This is a genomic window from Shinella sp. AETb1-6 (assembly GCF_009826875.1).
GTDB classification, from domain to species: Bacteria; Pseudomonadota; Alphaproteobacteria; order Rhizobiales; family Rhizobiaceae; genus Shinella; species Shinella sumterensis.
Genome location: NZ_WUMM01000004.1, coordinates 223,747 through 246,523 on the forward strand (window position 1 = coordinate 223,747; position 22,777 = coordinate 246,523).

At 55.7% G+C, this 22,777-nt stretch carries 18 protein-coding genes and 1 riboswitch; of the genes, 9 read left to right on the top strand and 9 right to left on the bottom strand.

The features are described from left to right. Position 1 precedes the first annotated feature (1 nt). A complete protein-coding gene (locus GR158_RS08850) occupies positions 2-1,657 on the top strand; it encodes a hypothetical protein (RefSeq protein WP_160870791.1) in 1,656 nt (551 codons plus the stop codon). Positions 1,658-1,671: 14 nt separating this feature from the next. On the opposite strand, the gene GR158_RS08855 is transcribed toward GR158_RS08850, so the two are convergent. Continuing rightward, entirely contained in the window at positions 1,672-3,627 is a 1,956-nt protein-coding gene (locus GR158_RS08855; protein ID WP_160870792.1) for an acyltransferase family protein, read from the bottom strand. Positions 3,628-3,822: 195 nt separating this feature from the next. On the opposite strand from GR158_RS08855, the gene GR158_RS08860 reads away from it, so the two are divergent. Genes GR158_RS08860 through GR158_RS08870 form a run of 3 tightly spaced genes read left to right on the top strand, consistent with a single transcriptional unit; the run spans position 3,823 to position 6,197 of the window. Next, entirely contained in the window at positions 3,823-4,173 is a 351-nt protein-coding gene (locus GR158_RS08860) for an EamA family transporter (RefSeq protein WP_160870793.1), read from the top strand. 28 nt (positions 4,174-4,201) lie between these two features. Next, positions 4,202-5,764, top strand: a complete 1,563-nt coding sequence (locus GR158_RS08865; protein WP_160870794.1) for a hypothetical protein — start codon at positions 4,202-4,204, stop codon at positions 5,762-5,764. Further along, positions 5,748-6,197 carry a DUF393 domain-containing protein gene (locus GR158_RS08870; protein ID WP_160870795.1) on the top strand — a complete coding sequence of 150 codons (450 nt, stop codon included), beginning with the start codon at positions 5,748-5,750 and terminating at the stop codon, positions 6,195-6,197. The genes GR158_RS08865 and GR158_RS08870 overlap by 17 nt, the downstream gene beginning before the upstream one ends. Before the next feature lie 3 nt (positions 6,198-6,200). On the opposite strand, the gene GR158_RS08875 is transcribed toward GR158_RS08870, so the two are convergent. The 5 genes from GR158_RS08875 to GR158_RS08895 form a co-directional block, all read right to left on the bottom strand. Further along, on the bottom strand, positions 6,201-7,007 hold the full coding sequence (locus GR158_RS08875; protein ID WP_160870796.1) for a bifunctional 2-polyprenyl-6-hydroxyphenol methylase/3-demethylubiquinol 3-O-methyltransferase UbiG: 807 nt from the start codon (positions 7,005-7,007) through the stop codon (positions 6,201-6,203). A 3-nt stretch (positions 7,008-7,010) separates the two neighbouring features. Then, the gene (gene asnB, locus GR158_RS08880) at positions 7,011-8,915 is read right to left on the bottom strand and encodes an asparagine synthase (glutamine-hydrolyzing) (protein WP_160870797.1); all 1,905 of its coding nucleotides are present in this window, start codon (positions 8,913-8,915) and stop codon (positions 7,011-7,013) included. Between the two features lie 4 nt (positions 8,916-8,919). Further along, positions 8,920-9,609: a class I SAM-dependent methyltransferase gene (locus GR158_RS08885; protein ID WP_160870798.1), complete on the bottom strand. Its 690-nt coding sequence runs from the start codon at positions 9,607-9,609 to the stop codon at positions 8,920-8,922. Positions 9,610-9,612: 3 nt separating this feature from the next. Beyond that, positions 9,613-10,521 (bottom strand): glycosyltransferase family 2 protein, encoded by a 909-nt coding sequence (locus tag GR158_RS08890; protein WP_160870799.1) that lies wholly within the window; start codon positions 10,519-10,521, stop codon positions 9,613-9,615. 343 nt (positions 10,522-10,864) lie between these two features. Beyond that, a complete protein-coding gene (locus GR158_RS08895; RefSeq protein ID WP_160870800.1) occupies positions 10,865-12,820 on the bottom strand; it encodes an acyltransferase in 1,956 nt (651 codons plus the stop codon). Positions 12,821-13,215: 395 nt separating this feature from the next. Here GR158_RS08895 and GR158_RS08900 point away from each other — a divergent pair, with 395 nt between their 5' ends. After that, complete coding sequence (locus tag GR158_RS08900; RefSeq protein ID WP_202402208.1) at positions 13,216-14,388, top strand: nucleotide sugar dehydrogenase; 1,173 nt, start codon at positions 13,216-13,218, stop codon at positions 14,386-14,388. Between the two features lie 156 nt (positions 14,389-14,544). Here GR158_RS08900 and GR158_RS08905 read toward each other — a convergent pair whose 3' ends face one another. The 3 genes from GR158_RS08905 to GR158_RS08915 all read right to left on the bottom strand — a co-directional run bounded on the left by GR158_RS08905 (position 14,545) and on the right by GR158_RS08915 (position 18,022). Further along, positions 14,545-15,480 carry an NAD-dependent epimerase/dehydratase family protein gene (locus GR158_RS08905; RefSeq protein ID WP_134651678.1) on the bottom strand — a complete coding sequence of 312 codons (936 nt, stop codon included), beginning with the start codon at positions 15,478-15,480 and terminating at the stop codon, positions 14,545-14,547. Between the two features lie 24 nt (positions 15,481-15,504). Next, positions 15,505-17,346, bottom strand: coding sequence for a nucleoside-diphosphate sugar epimerase/dehydratase (locus GR158_RS08910; RefSeq protein WP_246665590.1), 1,842 nt, complete (start codon positions 17,344-17,346; stop codon positions 15,505-15,507). 109 nt (positions 17,347-17,455) lie between these two features. Then, a complete protein-coding gene (locus tag GR158_RS08915; RefSeq protein WP_202402209.1) occupies positions 17,456-18,022 on the bottom strand; it encodes a sugar transferase in 567 nt (188 codons plus the stop codon). 402 nt (positions 18,023-18,424) lie between these two features. Between GR158_RS08915 and GR158_RS08920 the strand changes: the two genes are divergently transcribed. The 4 genes from GR158_RS08920 (at position 18,425) to nrdH (ending at position 22,771) form a co-directional block, all read left to right on the top strand. Beyond that, positions 18,425-19,159 carry a glycosyltransferase family 25 protein gene (locus GR158_RS08920; protein ID WP_134651676.1) on the top strand — a complete coding sequence of 245 codons (735 nt, stop codon included), beginning with the start codon at positions 18,425-18,427 and terminating at the stop codon, positions 19,157-19,159. Further along, a complete protein-coding gene (locus GR158_RS08925; protein ID WP_160870802.1) occupies positions 19,143-20,483 on the top strand; it encodes an O-antigen ligase in 1,341 nt (446 codons plus the stop codon). Before GR158_RS08920 ends, GR158_RS08925 begins: the two co-directional genes overlap by 17 nt. Before the next feature lie 162 nt (positions 20,484-20,645). Then, complete coding sequence (locus GR158_RS08930; RefSeq protein WP_160870803.1) at positions 20,646-21,872, top strand: SRPBCC family protein; 1,227 nt, start codon at positions 20,646-20,648, stop codon at positions 21,870-21,872. 210 nt (positions 21,873-22,082) lie between these two features. Beyond that, a riboswitch (cobalamin riboswitch) is annotated at positions 22,083-22,300 on the top strand. A gap of 249 nt (positions 22,301-22,549) precedes the next feature. Next, positions 22,550-22,771: a glutaredoxin-like protein NrdH gene (nrdH, locus tag GR158_RS08935; protein ID WP_160870804.1), complete on the top strand. Its 222-nt coding sequence runs from the start codon at positions 22,550-22,552 to the stop codon at positions 22,769-22,771. The last annotated feature ends 6 nt before the right edge of the window (positions 22,772-22,777 follow it).

Sequence of the window (22,777 nt, forward strand, 5' to 3'; positions counted from 1 at the left end):
AATGTCGGCGGCAACAGGTCAGCGCGGAGAACTGGCGGTTTCGATCGTTGCTGCCGTAGTTGCATTGATTGTCGGCGTAGCGGATTTTTCCGGCTCATTCCGGCAGGTTGATGTGCTGGATTTCGGTAGTGACACCCTCATAACCATATCACGCGCGCTCGCCCAGTATGATCCTTCAATCTATGCGGGCGATTTTCTCTTTTCTTCGCCGCAAAACTATAAATTCTACAATAATGCAAGCGTGTGGTTCTTCTACCTCGTTGAGTCCCTGGGGAGCGGCAACTTCTCTACTTGGTACCGCGCACTGAATATTCTCGTGGTGGCGCTGTTCCTATTTTCTTGGTTTTTTCTTGCGTATCGGCTCTATCGCTCAAGCATTTGTGCGGCAGCGTTTACGGTGAGCTGCGCTGTCGCGATCCCGGTCTTAAGCGGGGACTACTGGGGGTTGTTCAATGAGCCTCAGGCGCGGCAAATGTTCAGCGCCGTCCTTCCTCTGATCATCCTTACCGCCCTGGAAGCTCGTCCGCGGGTGCTGGACTGGATGGGTGTGTTCCTGCTGATGGGCATGGCCATGTGGCTTCATCCCGCGTCCGGGCCGCCGATCGCCCTTGCAATGCTCCTAGCCATGATGGCGTCCCAATACGAAAAGAAGCAGCTGCCGCTCCTCGTTTTGCGCGCTGCCCTGGGTGGGATCGTCTTTCTGGCATTCGCTCTCCCTAACATCTGGCAATACTATTTAGGAATCCGGGAAGCGGCGGTTGGCGCGGATCCGCAGCTCGTACGAATGGCTTGGGAACTACGTTATTCCAGCGACTACACCGATCCAGTGAACGGTGTTTTGGCGGCTGTCACCCGCGCCTTTGGTGGCTGGCGCCTTGTCCTGCCGATCTGTGCAACGATTGGGGCCTGCTTGCTTCTTCGCCGAAATGACAGCGAGATACGGTCGAAAGTCAGGATGATATTGGTCTTCACTCTGGCGATTGCATTTCTTGCTGGAGGAGTTCCTGTCATCGAGGCGGGAGTTGCCCGCGCGATGGGCCGTACCCCGATGCAAATGGACCTCGTCCGCGGTCTCCGTTATTTGGTACCTATGCTGCTGCTCATCGCATTCTGGAGTGTCGCGCATCACGTCAGGGCGACCAAGGCGATGCAAATTTTCGTTTCCCTCACCCTTGCTACGGTCTGGATAGCTGCAAGCCAGCTTAGCCCCCGCTATCGTCAGAATGATAATGTGCTGGCGGGGATAAAGTGCTGGCTCAAAGCACATCCGATTTGCCCGACCACAGGCGAAACAGACTTGCAGCGCGTCCTTGCCGAACTATCTGACAGCGAGGCGTTTCCAGGCAAGGTCTTCTCACCAGAGTTTGGTTTGCAGATCCGTTCCTATGCGCGCCGGGAGCTTGCATTCGATTGGAAAGACACTGGATGGCTAGCCTATTCCAACCATAAAAAGCTCACCGACAATTTGAGCAATATGGAAACCTACAAGGCCATAGCCTCGATGCCGGATGGACCGGAAAAGCAAAGGGCGTGGCTTGCTTTCGGCTCGAGCGTCGGAGCCGACGTCGTTGTTGTCGACGCAATCGCTGGATTCTCTGACCCCGCATTTCCAACTCTGCGGAGGTTTGGCGATCTGGCGATCTATTCAAATCCTTAGATTAAATTGATTGCTCAGCTGGCAGGCTGCTCTTGCATGACCAGGTATCCACGGTCACGCATGCCGGAAATCAAAAGTCTGCTGCCCCATATCGAAAGATGCCCATTGTCGGAATAGACTGGCTTTCCGTCCGCGGTGAAGTTCATACAGCTTCCGTCGTTGCAGAGAAAATCGAAGGGATCGGTGAAACGCGCAATGCCCGACAAGGCGGCTTTCAGTCTCTTGTTGAACTCTTCTTTCGAGGCGATGGACTGAGCTGAGCGGTCGCCGCGGCTGCAGTCGAAATCGGTTTTGAGCGGTCGCGTTGCGCAATCGACTGGCGAAACGGTCATGCCGCTCATCGGGACCGCCCCCACAACTAAGACCGGTGTTTTTGAATCCCGCCGCAGGATATCGATTTGATCCGCGACAAAGCGGGCAAACTTTTCCGGTCCCTGAGTGTCGAGTACGTCGGAAGGATTCTTGTTGCTGTAGACAGGTAGCTCCACGTGCCCCAGCCAGGATTGGTGGATGATAACTGGTGCCGGGTGTTTTTTTATCTCGTTGAAAGCGTCTCGTCTTGCCTCGGCACAAGATGCAGAGCCCCGTGCCGTGATGTACGTTTCAGAGACGAAAAGGCATGCGCTTGGAGCATATATGATGAAGTTAATTTCAGGGATCTCTGCTTTGAGTCCCTCAGCAAGCGCCCGCGCATGAGAGTCTCCCAGTAGATAAATGGTCGCCTTTCCTGAGCCTGGCTGCGTCTCGCATCTCGGAATCTTACAGGAATGCCCGCCGTAATAGGCTGAATGGAATTTCTTCGGTTCGCCGATATAGCGTAATTCCCGGAGCGTGGGAGGGCTGCGCCAGGCCATTCCGTCAACGGCAGCCCAGGTAAGAGGTAGGCACGCGACGGCGAGGGTTGCGGTAACGGCAATCAGCAAGGGTCTTGTTGGGATTCTGAAGCTCGTCATCCCCCGTCTGCGGAATGGCATCTCCACAAAACGATAGCTCAGGAATGAAAGCAGAAGAATGGCGCCAGCGGCCAGCATCGTCTCTGCCGTGTTGAGATCACGCATCAAATAGTATTTGGCCATAACGATAACTGGCCAATGGACGAGATAAAGTGAGTAGCTGATCTTCCCAACGAAGACGCACAAACGGTTCGATAGAACAGAGGCCGAGGCCGCTTTTGAGCCGAAATATATGACAGCGCCGGCGCCGAGGCAGGGAAGAAGCGCGGTTATGCCTGGAAATCTCGTTTCCTGCGTATATACGACTGCCGGGACGAGAATGAGAAGAAGCCCCAGAAGGAAACCGCCTTCGCGAACCCGAGCACCGTGCTGGCTTGTACCGGCAAGCACGATAAGTCCGCCCAAGGCGAGTTCGCTGAAACGTGCGGGCAAAAGAAAATATGCGGCGGTAGGGTCTCTTTGGAGTATAATCTCGGCCGCAACGGTGGACGCTATGATCAGGGCCAGAAAAACAACAGGCCGAACTAGCTTGCGCCGAAATAGCCAAACCAACAGCAGCGGCCATATGAAATAAAACTGCTCTTCCACCCCAAGTGACCATGTGTGCAGTAACGCCTTGGTATCTGCCGCTGCATCGAAGTAACCGCTTGTCTGCCAAAAGTAGATATTCGAAACCGACAAAATCGCCGAAAATGCGCTCTCGGCCAGTTCCTTCAAAGCAGCCGGTGAATAGATCAGAGCGGCGATGACGCAGGTGGCGATGATTGTTGCAAGCAGTGCGGGGGCAATCCGCCGAATACGGGCGATGTAGAATTCGGTAATCGAAAAGTGTCCTTTTTCAAGGTCATGCAGGATTTTGCTGGTGATGAGGAAGCCGCTGATCACAAAGAACACGTCAACGCCGATGAAGCCTCCGGAGACTGTAGTGGAGCCGAGGTGAAAGAGGAGGACCAGGGTAACTGCGACGGCACGCAGGCCGTCGACTTCCGGGCGATATCGCATTGCATCTTGTGACAAAGTAGCGCCCTCGCTTCGCTTTCCTCGGCGAGGCCTAGCACGGCATTGTCACTTTTGGGATGCGCACCGATCCATTTTTTGTGAGAGCCGGGCTGGTTTGCACAAATAAAGAAGGACATCTCGTCATGACGTATTGAGTCGGCGCTTACCCGTGATACTCACATGCGTAGTGCGCAAAGAAATCGGAATCTAAATATGCCGTCGATTGTAATCCTACTTTGCCTTTCCGTGACGATCACAGCTGCTCAAGTCGTCATGAAGTTCGCGGCGCAAGCTTCCAATGAACTCGGAGGCTTCATGCATTTTCGGGTATTGTCGTTGGTGGCTGTTAGCTTTGTTATGTCGTGTCTTGGGCAACTTGTCTGGCTATACGTGCTCAAGGTCTCCACGCTGGGAAGCAGCTATCTGTTCCTATCCTTGGTTTTCGTCTTGGTACCCTTGTGCAGTATATTTTTTTTCGGAGAACGTATGACCGTGCTGCAATCCGTCGGGATATCTTTCATCCTCATTGGTATTGCCATTCAGGGATATGCTGGCCAGCGTTGAAGTGAGGCTCGGCGAGGAACGACCGAACATGACCGCAGCAGCCGCCGTTACGAATGAAAATAAACCCGCGCTCACTCTTTTTGGGCTTTTGGTAGCCTGCTTCGGATTGTTTTATGTCCTGAACGTCATCGGGAAAATCGGCGCTCCGTTGTCGCCCCAAAGCCTTGTGCTATTGGTCGCAGTCGCCTTACCCGCCATTCGACTGCGAGCCAGAGACCTCCCGTCGCAATTCGTAGTGATCGCCTATGCGATCAACGGATGCTGTGTCTTTTATCTGATCGGGATGCATCGCACCTATGATCTCGGTTTACCCTCGCTCTTCAACAGTGTCTGGGCGCCTGTTTTCGTCGGGATGCTCGCATTCAGGTGGCCTGCACTTATAGCCTTCCCGGCATTGGCAGCGCGTTGGGCTAAACTTCATACACAGTTCGAAACCGGCCTCGGCGCACCAAACAGCGCTGATTTCGTCATTATTCCGGATCTCGCCCTCTTCCTATCGATCGCCGTAAGCATCTATGCCGTCTACCGAATTTTAGAAGATCGTTTGCCCGTCACGCGTGTTCGAAAGGAGACATTCTTCAATGCCTGCATCATGATGGCATCGGGAATCCATCTCTCCAACTACTTTCATTCTGGTTGGGAAAAGCTGTTCCTGCCAGATAGCACACCACTTACCTGGGTCTTGCAGAATCCGACCTACTTCCTCGCAATTCATTCGACGGATGCAGGCGCCTTGACGATCCTCGATCTCTTTCCCGATCGGGATACACTGGTACCTTTTCTCACCTGGCTTAACGTTCCCTTGAATGCGTGGGTTCTCGTTATCCAGCTATACGCTCTAGTCAGTCTGCTTTCGCTTCGTGGTAGCGCATGGCTTACGTTCCTTTATGACGTGATGCATGTCGGAATATTTGTCCTAACCGGAATTTTCTTCTGGAAGTGGATTGTTCTCAATGTAGCGTTCATCCTGGCATTCCGGAAAATGCAAAAGGGTGAGCGGCCAAGTGTGGCTATTCGAAGCCTGGGATGTGTTATCGTCCTTGTGGCTCCACTTTTATCGTTCCATATCGTCAAGTTGGCCTGGTTCGATACTGGAGGCGTAAACGACGCATATTTCGAGGCTGCCAATCAGAAGGGCGAGATTCTGCGGGTTCCGTCGGCCTTTTTCCTCAATAAGTCCATTAATGTTGCGCAACAACGAATTGCGCGCCCGACAAATGGCTTCTTGCCGACCGGCACCTGGGGTACCACCAGCCGGGCCTCTATCATGTTTGCCTTGCGGGACCATTGCTCTGCTGAAGCTCGGGATTGGGCGCTTTCAGACGAACAGAAAACACAGCTCGGCAAAATGGTTCGTGCGCATCAAGCGCTCGTGGTCCGCCTCGCCGATGAAAGCGGACGGGTCGCCTATGATCTCTATCCGCATCATATCTGGTCCGCTCCTTGGCTATTTGATGATTTCGCGAAGCTTGATGTTCGTCAGATACGTTCCTATTTCTTCGTTGTCGAAAGCCGTTGTGTATCTATCGGGACGGACGGCCAAGTCATCCGCGAGCCAGTTAGGCGAGAAAGATATGAATTCAAACTTTGACTTGGGGGCACATCCTGAATGGGAAGGCAAATCGGTCGTGATCTATGACGGTGAATGCCCATTTTGTTCAAACTATGTGAAATTTCAACGACTTCGCGAGACTTTGGGCAATGTGTTACTGCTTGATGCACGAGCGGTCCCGGGTCTCGTTCGCGAGTTTGAGGCTGCAGGAAAGCCGCTTGATGACGGCATGGCGCTGATCATGGGCGGGCGGATTTATTACGGCGCTGATTGCGTGAATCGTCTGGCTCTGTTGAGTTCGCGCCGAGGCTGGTTCAACAAGCTGAACGCGCTGATCTTCAGTTCGCCGACGGTAGCGAACGTTCTTTATCCGTTCATGAAGTTTGGCCGCGCGATAGTACTTCGCGTGCTCGGTCGCAAGAAACTTACGGCCGCAGAAGGCGTGTCGGCTGATAGCAACCACACGGCATAGCGGTTACTTGGTGCCTATTACCGTCCAACTGTAGCCGTGGCGGTGATAAAGGCGCACATCAACAAAACCAGCCTTCTCGAGCAGGGCTCTCGCTTCGGCTTCAGTGTAATACTTCGCCCAACGGGGATTCAACTGGTCAACGATGACGAGTCGAATTGCCTTTCCACCGATCGGTTTTAGAACGTTGCGCATGTAATGTCGCATTGGGAGTGGAAGAAACCGGCAAAGTGCAATGTATGCCGCCAAGGGTGGATACATGATAGCTGCCAGCGCTGAATTCATCCATACGGGCAACTTGCGCGTCACCCAACGCAATGGTTCGACGACAGCCAAATAAGCGAAATTGCCTTCGCGTCCGTAGAGCCAGACGATTGCTTTGCCGCCGGGTTTGAGCGCGCCATGCATTTTCTCAACGGTGGACGCAGGGTCTGGAATATGGTGCAGCACGCCAATAGAAAAAATGTAGTCTATATCTTTTATCTCGAACGTATGACCTGCCTCGGCCAGAATTGTTACCCGCTCTTGGAATGAGGCTAGATTCCGTTCCAAAACCGTTTTGGCCTTTGAGGGTTCAATTGCGGTGACATGACCTGCGCCCGCACTGAGCAGCATCGCACTAATCCGGCCAGTGCCCGCTCCTACTTCGGCGCAACGCTTTCCCTGCAAGTCGTTCGCGTCCAATAGAGGCCCGAGAATATCAAGCAGCATGCCTTGGCTGGCGTAATACCCCTCATTTTCGGTGTAAGTCGTCCACTGGTTTCCAAAATCGGCGATCGTTTGCTGTGTCGCCTGCTGAAAATCTTTCGTCATCGGCTAGCGCTCCAAATGCCGACGCCACTGTGCGAAGGTCATGAGTGTCCAGAGAAGGTAAGCGCGGTTCGTTTCCCCGCTCAGATGCTCCGATACCAGCCTGCGAACGGCATTCGGGTTCAAGTACGGCGATACGTAGTCTTCGCGGACGAGCAGGTCGGTGATAACCGACCTGTAGTCCGTGCGGAGGCGATGGGCCAGAGGTACGTTGAAACCAGTTTTTTGCCGCTCTGTAATAGCGGCGGGCAAGGCATAGGAGACGGCCAGATCGCGCAGCACCGGTTTCGTCCGCTTGCCATTTGGCAATCGGAGGCTGCCTGCAATGTGGCTCGTGTATTTTATGAACTCGATATCCAGGAAGGGTACGCGTACTTCAAGGCCATGTGCCATGCTCATCCTGTCGACTTTCATCAACATGTCACCAGGAAGGTAGTAGCTCAGGTCAGCATCCTGGCCCCAACTGGCAGGATCAGCGCTCGAACTCCTGCCCCGTCCGGTATCGATTGCCGCATAATACGCGCGCGCTCCGTCGTCGATCACATCACGCATCTCTGACGACGCGATATCCCGGAGATCCCAAGGCATCCCATACCGTCGCCATTCCGCGTGAGCATGGGGACCCAAGGGAAGCCCTTGCAGAAAGCGGCCGGCCAGTTCCATTGCGGGGTAACGCATGCTGGCAGTATTGTTCTTCGCCAGTAGCTGTCGCGCCATCCATTGCGAAGGCGCCTGTGGAGTAAAAGCAGCGAGGCGGGATGCCAGGCGGGTCGCTCCATACGTTGCGTAACCTCCGAAAAGTTCATCTGCTCCGTCGCCGGACAAAACCACGGTAGCGTGGGGCTTCGTTGCTGCAGAGAGCTTTTTGACGGCCAAGGCGGAACTGTCTGCCAGTTCTCCGTCCATATGCCAAACGACGGAGGAGAATGTTTCAGCCGGTTCCTCGTCGTCGTGAAAAGACGCGACGACCGCTTCCGACTTGAGATGAGTGGCGACCAGACTTGCGTCGCTGCTTTCATCGAAGTCCCCGACGTCACTAGCAAAAATCAGCGAACGGGGACGAGGAGTCGAGCAGGCAGCATTCACCAGGCTGGAATCAATGCCGCCGGATTGCCAGACTGCCAGCGGCACGTCGGAGACGCGCTGGCGCATCACCGCGGCTTCGAATTGTGCTTTTAACTCATCCGGATCAAACGCGTGGATACTGTCGCTGAACCAGCGTGGGGCGAGGTTTCCAATATTCGATATCTGGCCTGCGGGAGATATGCGTAAAACTTGGCCGGGGGCCAGGCTCGTCACGTCCTGCATCAGTGACCGATTGGGGCCGACATATCCCTGGGTGAGAAACGTGGAAAGAGATACGGTGTCGATTGCCCTGCCGAAGGCCGGAATCCCCAAGAACGCTTTGACCTCGGAGGCAAAGGCGATCGCTGAGCCTGATTGAGATTTCCAGATATAGAGGGGCTTGATACCGATCGGATCACGAGCGAGAATTGTCTCGCCGGTCTCGCGATCGTAAAGAGCAAAAGCAAAAATGCCGTTGAAGCGATCGATGTATGACGGACCGAATTGCTCCACTGCCGCTAGGAGCACTTCCGAGTCGCAACGAGACCGCATCTGAAAGTCGGATGCTTTCTGAAGATCGTGGATCAGCGCCGTCTCGTTGTACAGTTCGCCGTTGTAGACGAGCATCGAACGACCGGAATGGCTCGCCAGCGGTTGTCTGCCATTTTCCGAAAGGTCGCGAATAGAAAGGCGACGATGAGCAAGACCCACCGTATGCCCGTGTCCTTCCGTGCTCCAGATGCTCGCCTGATCTGGTCCACGGTGCGCAATGAGCTCTGACATTGCCGCAAGTTCGGACGCAATCGGTCCTCCATCAAATCGGATGATGCCTGCGATACCGCACATGAGATCAGAGCTTTTCCGCGACAAACAGGTTATTCAACCCGTAGCCGAAGCGCTTGTGCAGGGTAAGCTTGAGGCCCGCGCGCTCGAACAGGCCGACAACATCATTGGTATCCATGCCCATGAGCTCATCGGGATGCATCTCGCGTTCCTTGTCCTCACTGTACCACCACAAGGCGTGGCCGATCTTGCCGACGAACGAGCCTATCATGGTGGCTACAACACGCCCACCGGGTCTCAGCAAGCGCGCGGCCTCTTGAATGGCCTCGACACGTTCGGGGATGTGATTGAGGCAGGCAATATAAGAGACGGTGTCGAAGCTGGCGTCATCAAAGCTGAAGTGCGCAGCGTTCTCGATCAGCATGACGTCATCGGACCAAGCGGTGACATCCGCACCAACGCTTTCGGTTGCAGCACAGCTACGATTCTTTTCCCGGTAAAGGCGGAGCAGCATGTTGTCACCGCAACCGACGTCGAGAACACGACCGCGAAGCTCCGGAAGCACCATTCGCAGGCGTTCTGCGCGAAGCGAGGTGAAGCCGAATCGTTCGGATTGGTAGTCCGGCAGGACGACCATTCTGAGCGGTGCTCCGATCAGATCCCACAGCATCTGCGGGGGTGATTTCCGGTGTCGCAACGCCCATTCCGGCGGCGGATTTGAGTGAAAGGCATGAGCTATCTTGGCGTTCCCCGTCATGGCTCAGTTTCCCTTCTTCCAGTTGGCCAAGTAGTTCAGGCCGAATGCGGCGCAATGCTGAAGCCGCAACAGGCCGATTTGGTCTGCAATGATCGCGACGGTCATGATCAATAGAGAAGAGATCAGCAGGAGCGCGCCAAGCACCGGCAGTCCCTGCCCGTTATAAAGGATAACCAGCGCACTGTAGGCAAGACCGGCGGCAAAAAGGGCTCCGGCGAGACTGCCGAACAATCTCAGCGGTTGCAGGAGACTTGCAATCCGCAGAACGGTGACCAAAGTTCGGAAACCGTCAAACAGCTTGACCTTGCTTTGCCCGACCCTTGTTCGCAGCTCGATCTGTTCGAAAGCGAAAGGTATCCGTGATTTGATGAGAAGGAAGGTACTGGTGGTGCTCGCACTGTATCCCGTAGGCAAAAGCAAAAAGAAGCGGAAATACGCTTCTCGCCGGAACACGCGCAGACCACAATTGAAATCCTTGACATAGCCAAGCCCAAGGAGGAGCGCGAACAGGCGGATGAGCATCTTTCCAATTCCTCGGGTACTGGAAACCGAGCCTCCCCGTTGTCCGAGCACGGCTCCCAGGCGCTCGTCTTCCAGACGATCCACCATCCGCGCCAAATCCTCGGCCCGGTGTTCGTTGTCCCCGTCGAACCAGGCGATGAGTTCCCGCGTTGCTGCCAAGGTTCCCTGGCGAAGGGCACCGCCGTAACCTTGGTTGTAGGAGAGTTGCAAAAGCTCCGTATCCGGATAAGCCATCACAACCTCAGGCGTGCTATCTTTGCTGCAATCATCGACGACAAGGATTTGACAGCCGGGCACATGCTGGTGCAAGTCTTCAATCACGGAAGCGATGGCATCCTGCTCATTATGTGCCGGAATCAAAACCGATAGATTGGCATAGTCTCGTTTCAAGCTTCGATCCCTTGTGCTTGCAAAAGAGGATGATCTCGCCGCTTCGCTTGCCAGCACCGAAACGACCGGCGGGCCGACGAGCTGCAGGTCTGCGAATTCGGAGAACCTTTAGTGGCTTTGATGGTCTGCTGCAATACGACCAGTATCGTCACAGTTCTCGTCAAGGCCTTTATCGCCGCCGTCACCCAAGACAGATCAGCCAGACTGTCGGCCGCGCGTTTCTTGTCCATTTGCAACGATTTTTTCTCATGAACGGCGAGCGGTGAATCGCGAGGGGCAAATTTATCACGTCTCGGCGTTTGGAGTGGCCCGCGCAGATAAAGTAAAGGTCGTGTCCGCACTCCTATGGAGATAAAACGGCAGTCGCATTCCCTCGGTGTTGCATCAGAATTTCGGCGATCGCCTTAGAGAATTCCGTTCTGCCTTTCTCGGTTAGATGTGAGCGAGTGGCAAAGTAACTATCGGGATACTCGCTTGGTGTGTTCAATACATGCGAAGCATCGATTTTAAGGAGACGAGCTATCGCTTTCTTTGCCCTTATAAAGCCGCCATCCGATTGTCCGAGAGGAACTGGAGGAATGAGTAGATACACTTTGGATCGATCTATGCCGTCGAGTGCACGGAGTAGCGGCTGCTGTAGCTCCTGAAACGAGTCTGGCATATTTTGATCTATCACTGCCTTGGTGAGAGCTTTCTGGCTGGGATCGACCAGCGACCCACTTGCCGCAATCTCTCGCACAAGTGCTCTAGCGGTCGGATATCGTGCCGTGAAGGCCCCTTTCAGCCTGCCGAAATCTATCGACTCAGGGGCGATGGAGTAGCCGCACAGCCGATCGCTGGAGCACGCCTGAACCAAGTCCTTCCACCGCTTCGGAATTGCCGCTCTGGAAAGTTGCAGGGGGTGGATTACGAGTATGATTTTATCAGGGAGCTTACCACGTTCTCTGAGCAAGCTGATCGCTGCTGCATCCCCTACGGCGCCTACCGATCCAAACATGCAGTATGACGCGATTCGATCTCCGGTTATCTCCGAAATCGTCGGCGGATGGATGCCCGTAAGGCACGAACTGTCGCCGAAAAAGGCCACATCGGTTTGCTCTCCCTGCGCTGCCCGTTTCAGTTGCTCTCTTACGATGTACGTTTCCGATGTCCACTCTCTTGGGATGGAACTTGCTATCCATGTAGTCGCGCCACCTGCAAACAGGAGGAAGCTTCCCAGAACGATGGCCGGCTTGAATATTCCTTGTGGCCGCCATTCGCGCACCGGATTCTCTATGAAATGCCAAGTCGCTGCGGCTAGCACCATCGTGATTGCCAGCAGTAAGAGCGCAGCCAGAATGCCCAGGCTACTTTCAGCGAAATAGAACTTCGTAATGACGTACAATGGCCAGTGCCAAAGATACGCTGAATAGGAAATAAGTCCGACAAACCTGAGAGGAAACCACTTAAGCCCTCGGCTAACGAAACTCGTGGCTTCATGGGCAGGCCAAATGATAAGCGCTGCGCCTAGACAGGGGATGATCGCCCAAAAGCCAGGATACGGATATGCAGAGGTGAAAGTCAGCACCGAAATGGCGATCAGGATGATGCCGGCGGCTCTCATTAAGGCCGACATCTTGCGCGTCGCTATGGTGGGGGCAAGCACCAGGGCTGCTCCAAGTGAAAACTCCCACGCCCTTCCGAAGATCAGATAGAATGCCCCTCGTGGGTCAGATTGCATCTGCAATTGGCCGTATATGAAGCTGATCAGGCCAATGAAGGCAATGAGTGAGAGCAGTACGGCCGGACGCCTGCGGGATACGAGCGAAATTGCGACGAGCAGTGCTGGCCAGAGGATGTAGAACTGTTCCTCAACTGCCAAGCTCCAGAAGTGCAAAAATGGCTGCGCTTCCGTGTCAGCGGCGAAGTAGTCGGAACCGGCGTTGTAATAGAGGTTAGCAAGAAACGTTGCTGCGAAGAATGCGCTTTCCCGGAATTCCACGAAGTCCTGTGGCGGGTATACGCAATATCCGGTGATCAGCGTTGCTCCTACAACGACAAACATCGCGGGCAAAATCCGTTTTGCCCGCCGGGTATAGAAATCGATAAAGGAAAATCTGCCGGCACTGATAGATTCCAGAATTATGCGGGAAATCAGGAACCCGGAGATGACAAAGAAAACATCAACACCGATGAAACCTCCCGTTAGGAAGGGCACCTCGAAGTGATATAGAATAACGGACAGGACGGCGACGGCCCGCAGACCGTCGATCTCATCGAAATAAGTGCTGCTGCTTCCTAAACCCCGCCGCAAAAGCATCTTCCCTACCGCGCCTCGTTGCAGCCGCATCCGATACAGAAAAATGGATATCAAATCTACAGGGCAGGTACGAGGTCGTCATCAGTTTTAGCGGACAAAAGAGAAAAACGGCATGTGCTACAGACTTTACATGTTGATAATCTTCAGCCAGCCACATCAATTTCGTTGGAGGCGTGGCCTGAGCAACAAGTTTTTACCTGCAATACACGTAACCAGATAGGTTTGGGGAATAAGGGGGAGGTGTTTGATTTCAATTAAGCCACCGGTGTTGGTATATGTTCGAAATTGCCCGGGAAGTCGAGAAAACCTTGGGCGGAGGGTTGAACTAGGACGATGAATCACAGACCTGCTTATCTGGCGTGGTTAGAGCAGTCCCTTTCTCGCCGGAGGCTCGTATGGTCATCAACGTAACAGTCGCAGGCATCGGTTATGTCGGTCTCTCAAATGCCGTGCTGCTTGCCCAGCATAATGATGTGATCGCATACGATATCGACGCTCAGCGTGTTGCGATGCTGAACGAGCGCATTTCGCCGATCGCCGATACGGAGATCGAGAATTACCTGCGAACAAGGCCGCTGCATCTGCGGGCAACGACGGACAAGGTAGAAGCCTTTGCCACGGCCAACTTCGTTGTCATCGCGACTCCCACTAACTACGACCCCGACCATAATTACTTCGATACAACGACCGTCGAGGCCGTTGTCGAAGATGTCCGGCAGGTCAACCGGGATGCCACTATCGTCATAAAGTCCACTATCCCGGTGGGTTATACCGCGTGGCTGCGCGCGGCCCGTGGCGACGAAAAAATCCTGTTTTCACCGGAATTCCTGCGCGAAGGCAAGGCGCTTTATGACAACCTCCATCCTTCGCGCATCGTCATGGGAGCGGACACTCCGGAGGCTCGCCAATTCGCCGGTCTGTTACAGCAAGGCGCGGTGAAGGCGGACGTTCCAGTGCTCTTCACCGGTGCCGGCGAGGCGGAGGCGATCAAGCTCTTCGCCAACACCTATCTTGCCATGCGCGTCGCCTATTTCAACGAACTCGACTCCTATGCCATGACCCATGGCATCGACACGCGCCAGATCATCGAGGGCGTCGGCCTCGATCCGCGTATCGGCCAGCACTACAACAACCCCTCCTTCGGCTATGGGGGGTATTGCCTTCCGAAGGACACGAAACAGTTGTTATCGAACTTCAGCGACGTGCCGCAGAACCTCATCCGCGCCATCGTCGACGCGAACACAACACGAAAGGAGTTCCTGGCCGCAGATATCGTGGCGCGTGACCCGGGTGTTGTTGGTGTCTATCGCCTGGCGATGAAGAAGGGATCGGACAATTTCCGCGAGTCCTCTATCCAGGGCATTATGAAGCGTATCAAAGCAAAGGGAATCCCGGTCATTATCTACGAGCCGGATTTCGAAGGGGACACGTTTTTCCGCTCGGAGATCGTGCGCAACCTTGACGACTTCAAGCGCCGCGCCGACGTCATCATCGCCAACCGCCGTTCCGAGGACCTCGACGACGTCTGGGATAAAGTCTACACGCGTGACGTTTTTTTAAGGGATTAATGACGCGTTAAGCGAGTAGTTCTGCGTTGAGTGCGGTCTTGTGAAGTGCGGCAACCATTGAAAGTTAAGCGCGCCGAATTTGGCTGAGGTCGCTTGCTGTCATATCCGGTTCATAAACAGCAAAGAGCGCCCGATCTCACGTGGGGCAAGTCTTCCTCAACCACGAACTTTCGAGCCATGACACAACTCCATCGCCTCGGCGATGGAAAATGGCGGTCGCCATCCCAGCAAATGGCAGGTAGGTGCCGCATCGACTTGAAGATTCTCCGTCAGGCGCGCGACAGCCTCTTGGTGCCTCGTAAGCATCCCGATACCACGCAGGAAGGCAGGAGGAACCGGAATGCTCCTTGGCCGGTGCCCCGCTGCCAAGGTCAATTGTGAAAGCAGTTTATGCGTCGAAAGGTCATGCCCGTCGCTTGCCAAGAACACTTGGTTCGCTGCGTTGGGATGGTCGAGCATTGTGATCAGGAGATCGCAAAGGTTTCCGACATGAATGAAGGAGCGCTTATTCCTGACGGCCGAGAAGATCGAGGGTATGCCGAGGGCTGCCCATTTCATCAGACTGCGGAAATTGCCACCAACCCCCGCACCGTAAACGAGCGGAGGACGGACGATCACAATTTCCAGGCCGGTTTGCCGGCCCAAAGCTGTAAGCGCTGCTTCTGCTTCGGCTTTTGATATACCATAAGGGTCTTGTGGATCCAGTGGGTCGACGGCGGTGAACGGTTTTCCGGGTTCGGTCCGCTCACCGTTTGCCTTGATCGAACTGACGAAGACGAATCGACGTACTCCCGCCTTGGCGGCTTGACGGGCAAGATTTGTTGTCGCGGTAACATTGGCTTCGCGAAACACAGCAAGCGGGTCTGCGGTCGTCTCGCGCATGACATGAACGCGCGCCGCGAGATGCACCACAGTATCGACGCCTATCAGATAGTCGCGCCAATCCATTTCGGGCCCGTAGGAGGGCACCGTTACCAGGCCCGGCAGCGTTTGTCGGCTGATACCCCGGGCGGGCAAGCCGCGACGCGCCATCTCGGCCATTAAATGGGATCCGACAAATCCCGAGGCCCCTGTGATCAGTGTTGTTCCCATGGGAAATCTTTCTCAGCCCTGCGGTCAGCCGTGCGCGATCGCCTGTTCCGGCGGATCCTCGGCGGTAATCAGGGCAAATAGAAGTTTCTTGGCCTGCACTTCGTCTCCGGCAAGTATCGCCTGTTCGATATCCCGAAGCCAGGCTGCTATGTCATAGCGAGCGATCCCAGTCGAATCCGCCCGCATGATTTTCGGATGGCGTGTCGGCCGAGCGTTGTTGCGGTCGTAAAACAGTTCCTCGAAGAGTTTTTCTCCCGGTCGTTTACCGATCACCTCGATGGCAATGCCGTTGTCGGGGTTCTTGCTGTCCCGGACATGGAAGCCGGCCAGCCGGATCATGTTCTCGGCAAGGTCCCCGATACGCACGGGTTCGCCCATGTCCAGCAGGAAGACATCCCCTCCGACAGACAGAGCGCCTGCCTGGACGATCAGTTCTGCGGCTTCCGGGATCGCCATGAAGTAACGGGTCATGTCCGGATCGGTGACCGTTACGGGGCCGCCCTTGGCGATCTGCTGTTTGAAGAGTGGCACGACCGAGCCGTTCGAGCCGATTACATTGCCAAAACGAACGGCACAGAAGACTTGCTTCTCCGATTTTGAATGCGCCTCGATCGCCATCTGCCGAACGATGAGTTCAGCCCAGCGTTTCGTTGCCCCCATCACATTCGTAGGCCGAACCGCCTTGTCGGATGAGATCAGCACGAAGCTTTCGATTTTCTGCTCCAACGCAATGGTCGCCACAGTCAAAGTGCCGAAAACGTTGTTCCGGATTCCTTCAAGCACATTCGCCTCAACGAGCGGGACGTGTTTGTGTGCCGCGGCGTGATAGAGAACCTGGACGCCATGGGTCCGGATGGCTCGTTCCACCGTCTTGGGGTCTGTCACTGAGCCAAGAACCGGGACGATCGGGTAGTCTCCCGCCGCCAGCAGTTCCTGCTCGATCCGGTAAAGCGAGTATTCGCTCGCTTCGAACAGAACGAGCTTCTTCGGTTTCCGGCGGACGATAAGACGACACAGCTCCGAGCCGATGGAGCCACCGGCGCCGGTGACCATGACGGTCTTGCCGGTAAGCGCTTGGTCGAGCAGCTCATTGTCGGCCGGCACAAAAGATCTTCCGAGCAGTTCATCAATCTCGATTTCGCGAATTTGGCTGACGATGTAGCGTCCGTCCACGAGGTCCGAAATATCCGGCAGGCTACGAATCTTGATGCCGAGGCCCGTCACGCGGCTAAGCACGGCCTGTCGTCTAGTCACTGGGATGGACGACATGCTGAGCACTATTTCCTTGATTCCATATCGATCGATGAGTGACGACAGGTCATTGGAAGAAAAGACGCGGTAACCGCCGAGGTCGCGGCCATGATTGGCAGGATCGTCGTCGATCAGCCCCATGACGTAGCGATTGCCATGGCCTTTAAGGGCACGTGCCAGTTGGGCGGCAGCTGGCCCTGCACCGTAGATGAAAATCGGTTCTTCGCCGCGACGCAAGCCTGTACCTGAAACGAGGATACACTTGGCAGCAAAGCGCATACCGCCGATCAGGAGTGTTCCCAGGATGAAATAAAGGAAAGGTACGGATCGGGGGACGATGCCCTGGCCTGCCATTTCCATTAGAAAGATGATAATGACCCAGCTCATCGTGGCGATGAGCATCGCCTTGATTATGGTCCAGATTGCCGCCTCCGGCAGGTAGCGAATCACGGACCGGTATAAGCCCAGCCGAATGAACACGGGAATCGCGACCACAGGAGCTAGCGCTGCAAGAAGCAAGCGCTGGCTTGTTATCGCCGGCGTCCAAATGGACAGGCGGATGGCATAGCTTGCCCAGAGCGCGAACATCAGAGCCATGATGTCGAAAATGATCATCAAAACCCGCTTCCAGAAGCGGGGCGTTCGGATGATTCTTTCCCTAAGGCGCCTGACCAGAGGTCGGTCGATCCATTCCGAGGTCAACATGATCCTGCCACTAAACTCGCTAATGTTGAATGCCGGTTGCGCCGACCACTTTTATGACGGTCATGGCCAGAATGCGCAAATCGAAAAGAAAGCTTTGTCGCCTAAGGTACTCGGTATCCAATGCAACCTTGTCTTCAATCGCCAGCTCGTCCCGACCATTTACCTGTGCCCAGCCTGTGAGCCCAGGCAAAAGCAAATGTACATCCCTTGATGTGCGTGCGGCTATTAGATCTTCCTGATTGAAAAGAGCAGGGCGGGGCCCCACGAAGCTCATCTCCCCCTTAAGGATGCACCAGAGTTGCGGAAGTTCATCCAGACTTGTCTTGCGCAGGAAGCTGCCGAGAGGGGTCAGGTGTCTTGCAGGATCCCCAAGCAGATGGGTGGCGACGACGGGCGTATCGATCTGCATCGTACGAAATTTGGGCATCCAAAACAGATGATTGCCACGGCCGACGCGCTGCGACCAGTAGAGAATTGGCCCTTTTGATGTGGTGCGGACTGCAGCTGCAAGGACAGCCATAGGTAGAGCGAGAGCGGCAAGCGCAGCGAAGGCCAGGGCGATATCGCATGCACGCTTCATAACCATCGTTAATCGCCTCGAACTGGGTTTACGGATAGACAATCCGCGCGTGAATAGGACAAATTGCTTCCAATCACCAGCGTCATGAGGCGCAGACTAAGAGCCATCGGAACAGGAGCAAGGCGATGTGATATAATGCTGCCGCTTCAGCAGGTGACCGGGGGCATCACAGCCACGTCCTTCGCTGCGCCACGATGCATGATAATCGCGTTCGCTAGAGCAGCCGAAGGCGCGGTCCAGAGCAGTGTAGGTCGCTACGAAACGCTGTGTTATCAAGATTGGATGAGCGTTCTATCATAAGCCACTTGCAGACATGCGGCGGAGAGTGTTACGCGCAAACCGCGAGACGGTGAGGCTCGTTTGCGATCGTATCAGTGACGATCTGTGTATCAGGAAAATGGTTTGGGGATGAGCATTCGTATCTACGCGATCAATCTTGACCGTTCGGTCGATCGCTGGAGGAGTCTATCTCTAAGTGCAGACGCTTTTGGCTTTGATCTAGTTCGAATTTCGGGAGTTGATGGTGCAGAAACGCCGCCCGAAGAGCGCATCGACTGTGATTCAAAAAAATTCAAACGTAACAATGGCCGTGGCATGCTGCCTGGCGAATACGGCTGTTATCGAAGCCATTTGGGAGCACTTGCCACATTCTACGCGACGGGTGAACTCACAGCTGTCATTGTGGAAGATGATATTAAGCTGTCTGTGGATCTTGTTGTGCGTGCCGACGCAGCTATCAAAGCCATTCCGGATGCAGACGTCGTGAAGCTATGCAACCACCGCGTTGTCGGTTTCAAGCATGTCACGACTTCGGAAGCGGGCGATGAGATCGGCCGTGCGGTGCATGGTCCGCAAGGATCCGCTGCGTGTTATGTCGTTACGCGGAAAGGCGCCAAGCGTTTGCTCGAAGGCCTGAACATCATGGAATATCCGTGGGATGTCGCCTTGGAGCGTGGCTGGGCTTATGATGCGCAAATCTACACGACGCGTTATGACGTGGCCGCTCCAGGGCGTGATAGCACGACGATTGCCACAAGTTCTGTATACCGTTCCACCAAGTTTCCCTGGTGGAAGCGGTTCAGGACATACGCTATCCGAATCCGGGAGACTATTTGCAGGATCGGATATGCGCGAAATGGCTGAGCAACCTACGGTATCGCGCACTCGTGTGAACGCCGTGCTGTTTTCTGTTTTATGGGCGCTCATGGCATCCGCTATGCTGGTGGAGAGCGATACCTATCGCTATATCTCCATCGCCTTGGTCGTATTCGCCGTTGTCTGGCAGAAGGATGACGTTCGACGTGTTTCCCGGGACTGGTTGACGACTGCCTGCTACGTTTGGGCTCTTTACGCGGCTGGCCGCTTTCTCTTTGGCGTGTTTGTCGCCGGAGAGAAGGGTACATCGGAATGGCTCTACATCTTCCCAGCCGTGTTTCCGATTGTTGGTGTGGCCCTCTACGCCACCAGAGCCTATGTGTTCGCGGCCGCCACGTTGATTGTTTTCGTTGGTTTTGTGGCGCTCCTGACTACGCTGAGTCCTACCACGATCCTGGCAGGTGCGAGGGCGGCGCCGCTATTTCACAACAATCCCATTCATGCGGGGATTGGCAGTTGCATGCTTTTCTTGACCTCAGTCTTCTGGTCGCTCTACGCGGCGGAGACCGGGCGTTTGAGAGGCCGTTTCAAGTTGCCGGTGTTAGGGCTGGGTGTACTCACGGCCATTCTCAGTCTTTTCGGCGCTCTTGGCGCGCAATCGAAAGGCGCTTGGTTGGCACTCGTCTTCGTCATGGTTCTGATGGCTACTCTCACGTTGCTCCATCATGCGGGCAGATGGCGGTTGCATCTCTTGAGCGGTCTCTTCTTGACTGCGGTGGCGATGGTTTTGATTTCAACCTCCTATGTCGAGAAGGTTGCAGGCCCCACGATCGAAGCCGCGGCGAAACTGACGGATGACACCGTTACGACGGAGGGGCCGATTGCATCCATGCAAAGGGCGATCGCTGACCCGTCGACACCGTCACCCATGCGCGAACGTCTGAAATTGTGGTCGAATGCCATTGAGTTGATCCAGGCCGCTCCGCTCTTTGGTTGGGGCAATGAATGGCTGCGTGAGTGGCGCAAAACGACCTATGCGGACGTCGACTTCACGTTGATCCACAATGGTTATCTCGAAATCATGGTTCGCCACGGCATTCTCGGAATAGCCCTCCTGCTTGTTTTCGTGGTGATCTCCGTCCGCCGCATCCATGCTGCGCACCGCAGTGGTGTCATCTCCTCCAGCCTTACAGCCTATTTGTACAGTCTCGGCTTCTTCTTCTTCTGCACGATAACGACGAACTCCAACAACCGTCTCGCTCTGGGTGAATCCTTCTTCATTCTGGGAGCTGCGGCCGTGTTTGCGATCAGTCTCGCGCAGGAAGATTGGATGCGACGTGAGGACCGCGAGCGTTTGTCCGTCAAGATTTAACCCGCGTCTCGGCAAGCCCACCGGATTACGGCTCCCTGCGCGAGCCGGAGAAGCGGCCCCTAATCGACCTACTCGATTAATTCCCCTCTCTCCGGCATCTTGCCGGCTGTCCGGCACCCCGGAATACTTGGCGTCAAATTGTCATTGAGGGTGTTGTGCGGGATGAGTGCTCTTGAAGCTGTAATCGATGGTGTTGGCGATCGCATCGATGGTCTCGTGGCGGCGCATCGGGCGGGGCATGGGCTGGCGAGGGCGTTTTATCAGGATGCCGAGATTTACCGGCGCGACATGGAGCGGGTGTTCCGCCGGCACTGGCACTGTATCGCGCATGAGAGCGTGATCCCCAACGCCAACGATTTCGAGGTCTTCCGCATCGATACGGAGCAGGTGATCGTCACGCGTGCCGCGGATGGCAGCATCCATGCGGTGCTGAACGTCTGTCGCCATCGCGGGGCCGAGGTCTGCACGAAACAGAAGGGCAATGCGCGCGTTTTCGTCTGTCCCTACCACGCCTGGACCTACGGCAACGACGGCAGCCTCAAGGCCGCGCGGCTGATGCCGAAGGATTTCAGGCGTGAGGATCATGGCCTGAAGACGCTCAACGTCCGCGTGGTCGAAGGGCTGATCTTCATTTCCTTCGCCGAACAGCCGCTCGATTTTTCCGAAGTCGAGAACCTGCTGCATGCCACCTGTGGGCAATATGGCTGGGCGAGCGCGAAGGTGGCGCATCGCGAGACCTATCCGGTGGCGGCGAACTGGAAGCTCGCCGTCGAAAACTATGTCGAATGTTATCATTGCGGCCCGGCGCATCCGGAATATTCGCAGACCCATGCGCTCGAACAGCCGCTGCATATGATCGAGGCGCTGAACGAGGCGATGGAGGCGCGCACCTGCGCGCTCGGCATCGAGGTCGGATCGGGCAATCACTGGCAGACGTCGCGCGAGGGCCGCGAGGCGATCCACGCCTTCCGTTATGCGCTCTATGACGGCGTTCAGAGCGGCAGCGAAGACGGCAAGGCGGTCGCGCCGCTGATGGGCCGCTTCACCGATTTCGATGGCGGCGTCACCTCCATCCATCTCGGCGGCACCACGTTCCTCGTCTGCTATCCCGATCACGGCATGATCTACCGCTTCATTCCGAAAACGGCTGAAAGCTGCGAGATGGAGCTGATCTGGCTGGTCGACGGCAAGGCGGAGGAGGGCAGGGATTACGACCTCGCCAAGCTCACCTGGCTGTGGAAGGTCACGACGGAAGAGGACAAGGCGATCATCGAGCACACCGCACGCGGCGTGCAGTCGCACTACTTCGTGCCCGGGCCGATCGCGCCGATGGAGCAGAACGAGCTGCGCTACATCGAGTGGTATCTGGACGAGATCAGCCGCCCGTAATTGTTCTCATGGCTCGGAATATCCGGGCCATCGCTCCCTTCGCGGGATGGCCGGCATCGTCACGGCGATCGTCGCGCTGCCGGCGCGCGGCGCCGGTTATGCAGGTCGCGCGTGACGATTTCCGATCGCGGACACCATTTCAGGCGCGCCGCCGATCGAGGAAATATTGGATAACCGATCATAGCTGTTGACGCATTTTTTACCTCGTCTACTATATCTTGTGTTCGAGGTTCCTTCGATTCGAAAGTGTCGAGGGCTAAGATGGGAACCCGGGGCGGCCATGATGGCCGCATTGTCCGGGGCTGCCCCCGCAACTGTAAGCGGTGAGCGTTCATCCGATGATGTCACTGAGGCGCCAATGCCTTGGGAAGACGGATGACCGTGTCGACCCGTGAGCCAGGAGACCTGCCTCGCGCATGAACGTCCACGGGCGGGGTGTCCGGATGGCGAGCGACGGGTCGCGAATGATCTCGCCCCCGCGTCTCCCTGTGCACCCTGCTGAAACTGTCTCTCGGGGTGAAGCCATGTCGATCTTGTTTACAGTCTCTCCGCGCGTTTAGGCGGACGCCCCTGACCGGTCGTCCCGCGGGCGGTCGCTTATGTCTCTGCAATATTTCGAACGGTCATCGGCGGATGGCCGATCGCTTCCCCATGCCTGATCGAAAACGAGGAAAACCATGTCCATAACAGTCTATTCCAAGCCCGCCTGCGTCCAGTGCACCGCGACCACCCGCGCGCTCGATCGCCAGGGCATCGATTACAGCGTCGTCGACGTCTCCGAGGATGCCGATGCCTTCGCGCTCGTGCAGGGTCTCGGCTATCGCCAGGTTCCCGTCGTCATCGCGGGCGAGCGGCATTGGGCCGGTTTCCGCCCGGACATGATCAGCGCGCTCGCCTGAACGGGC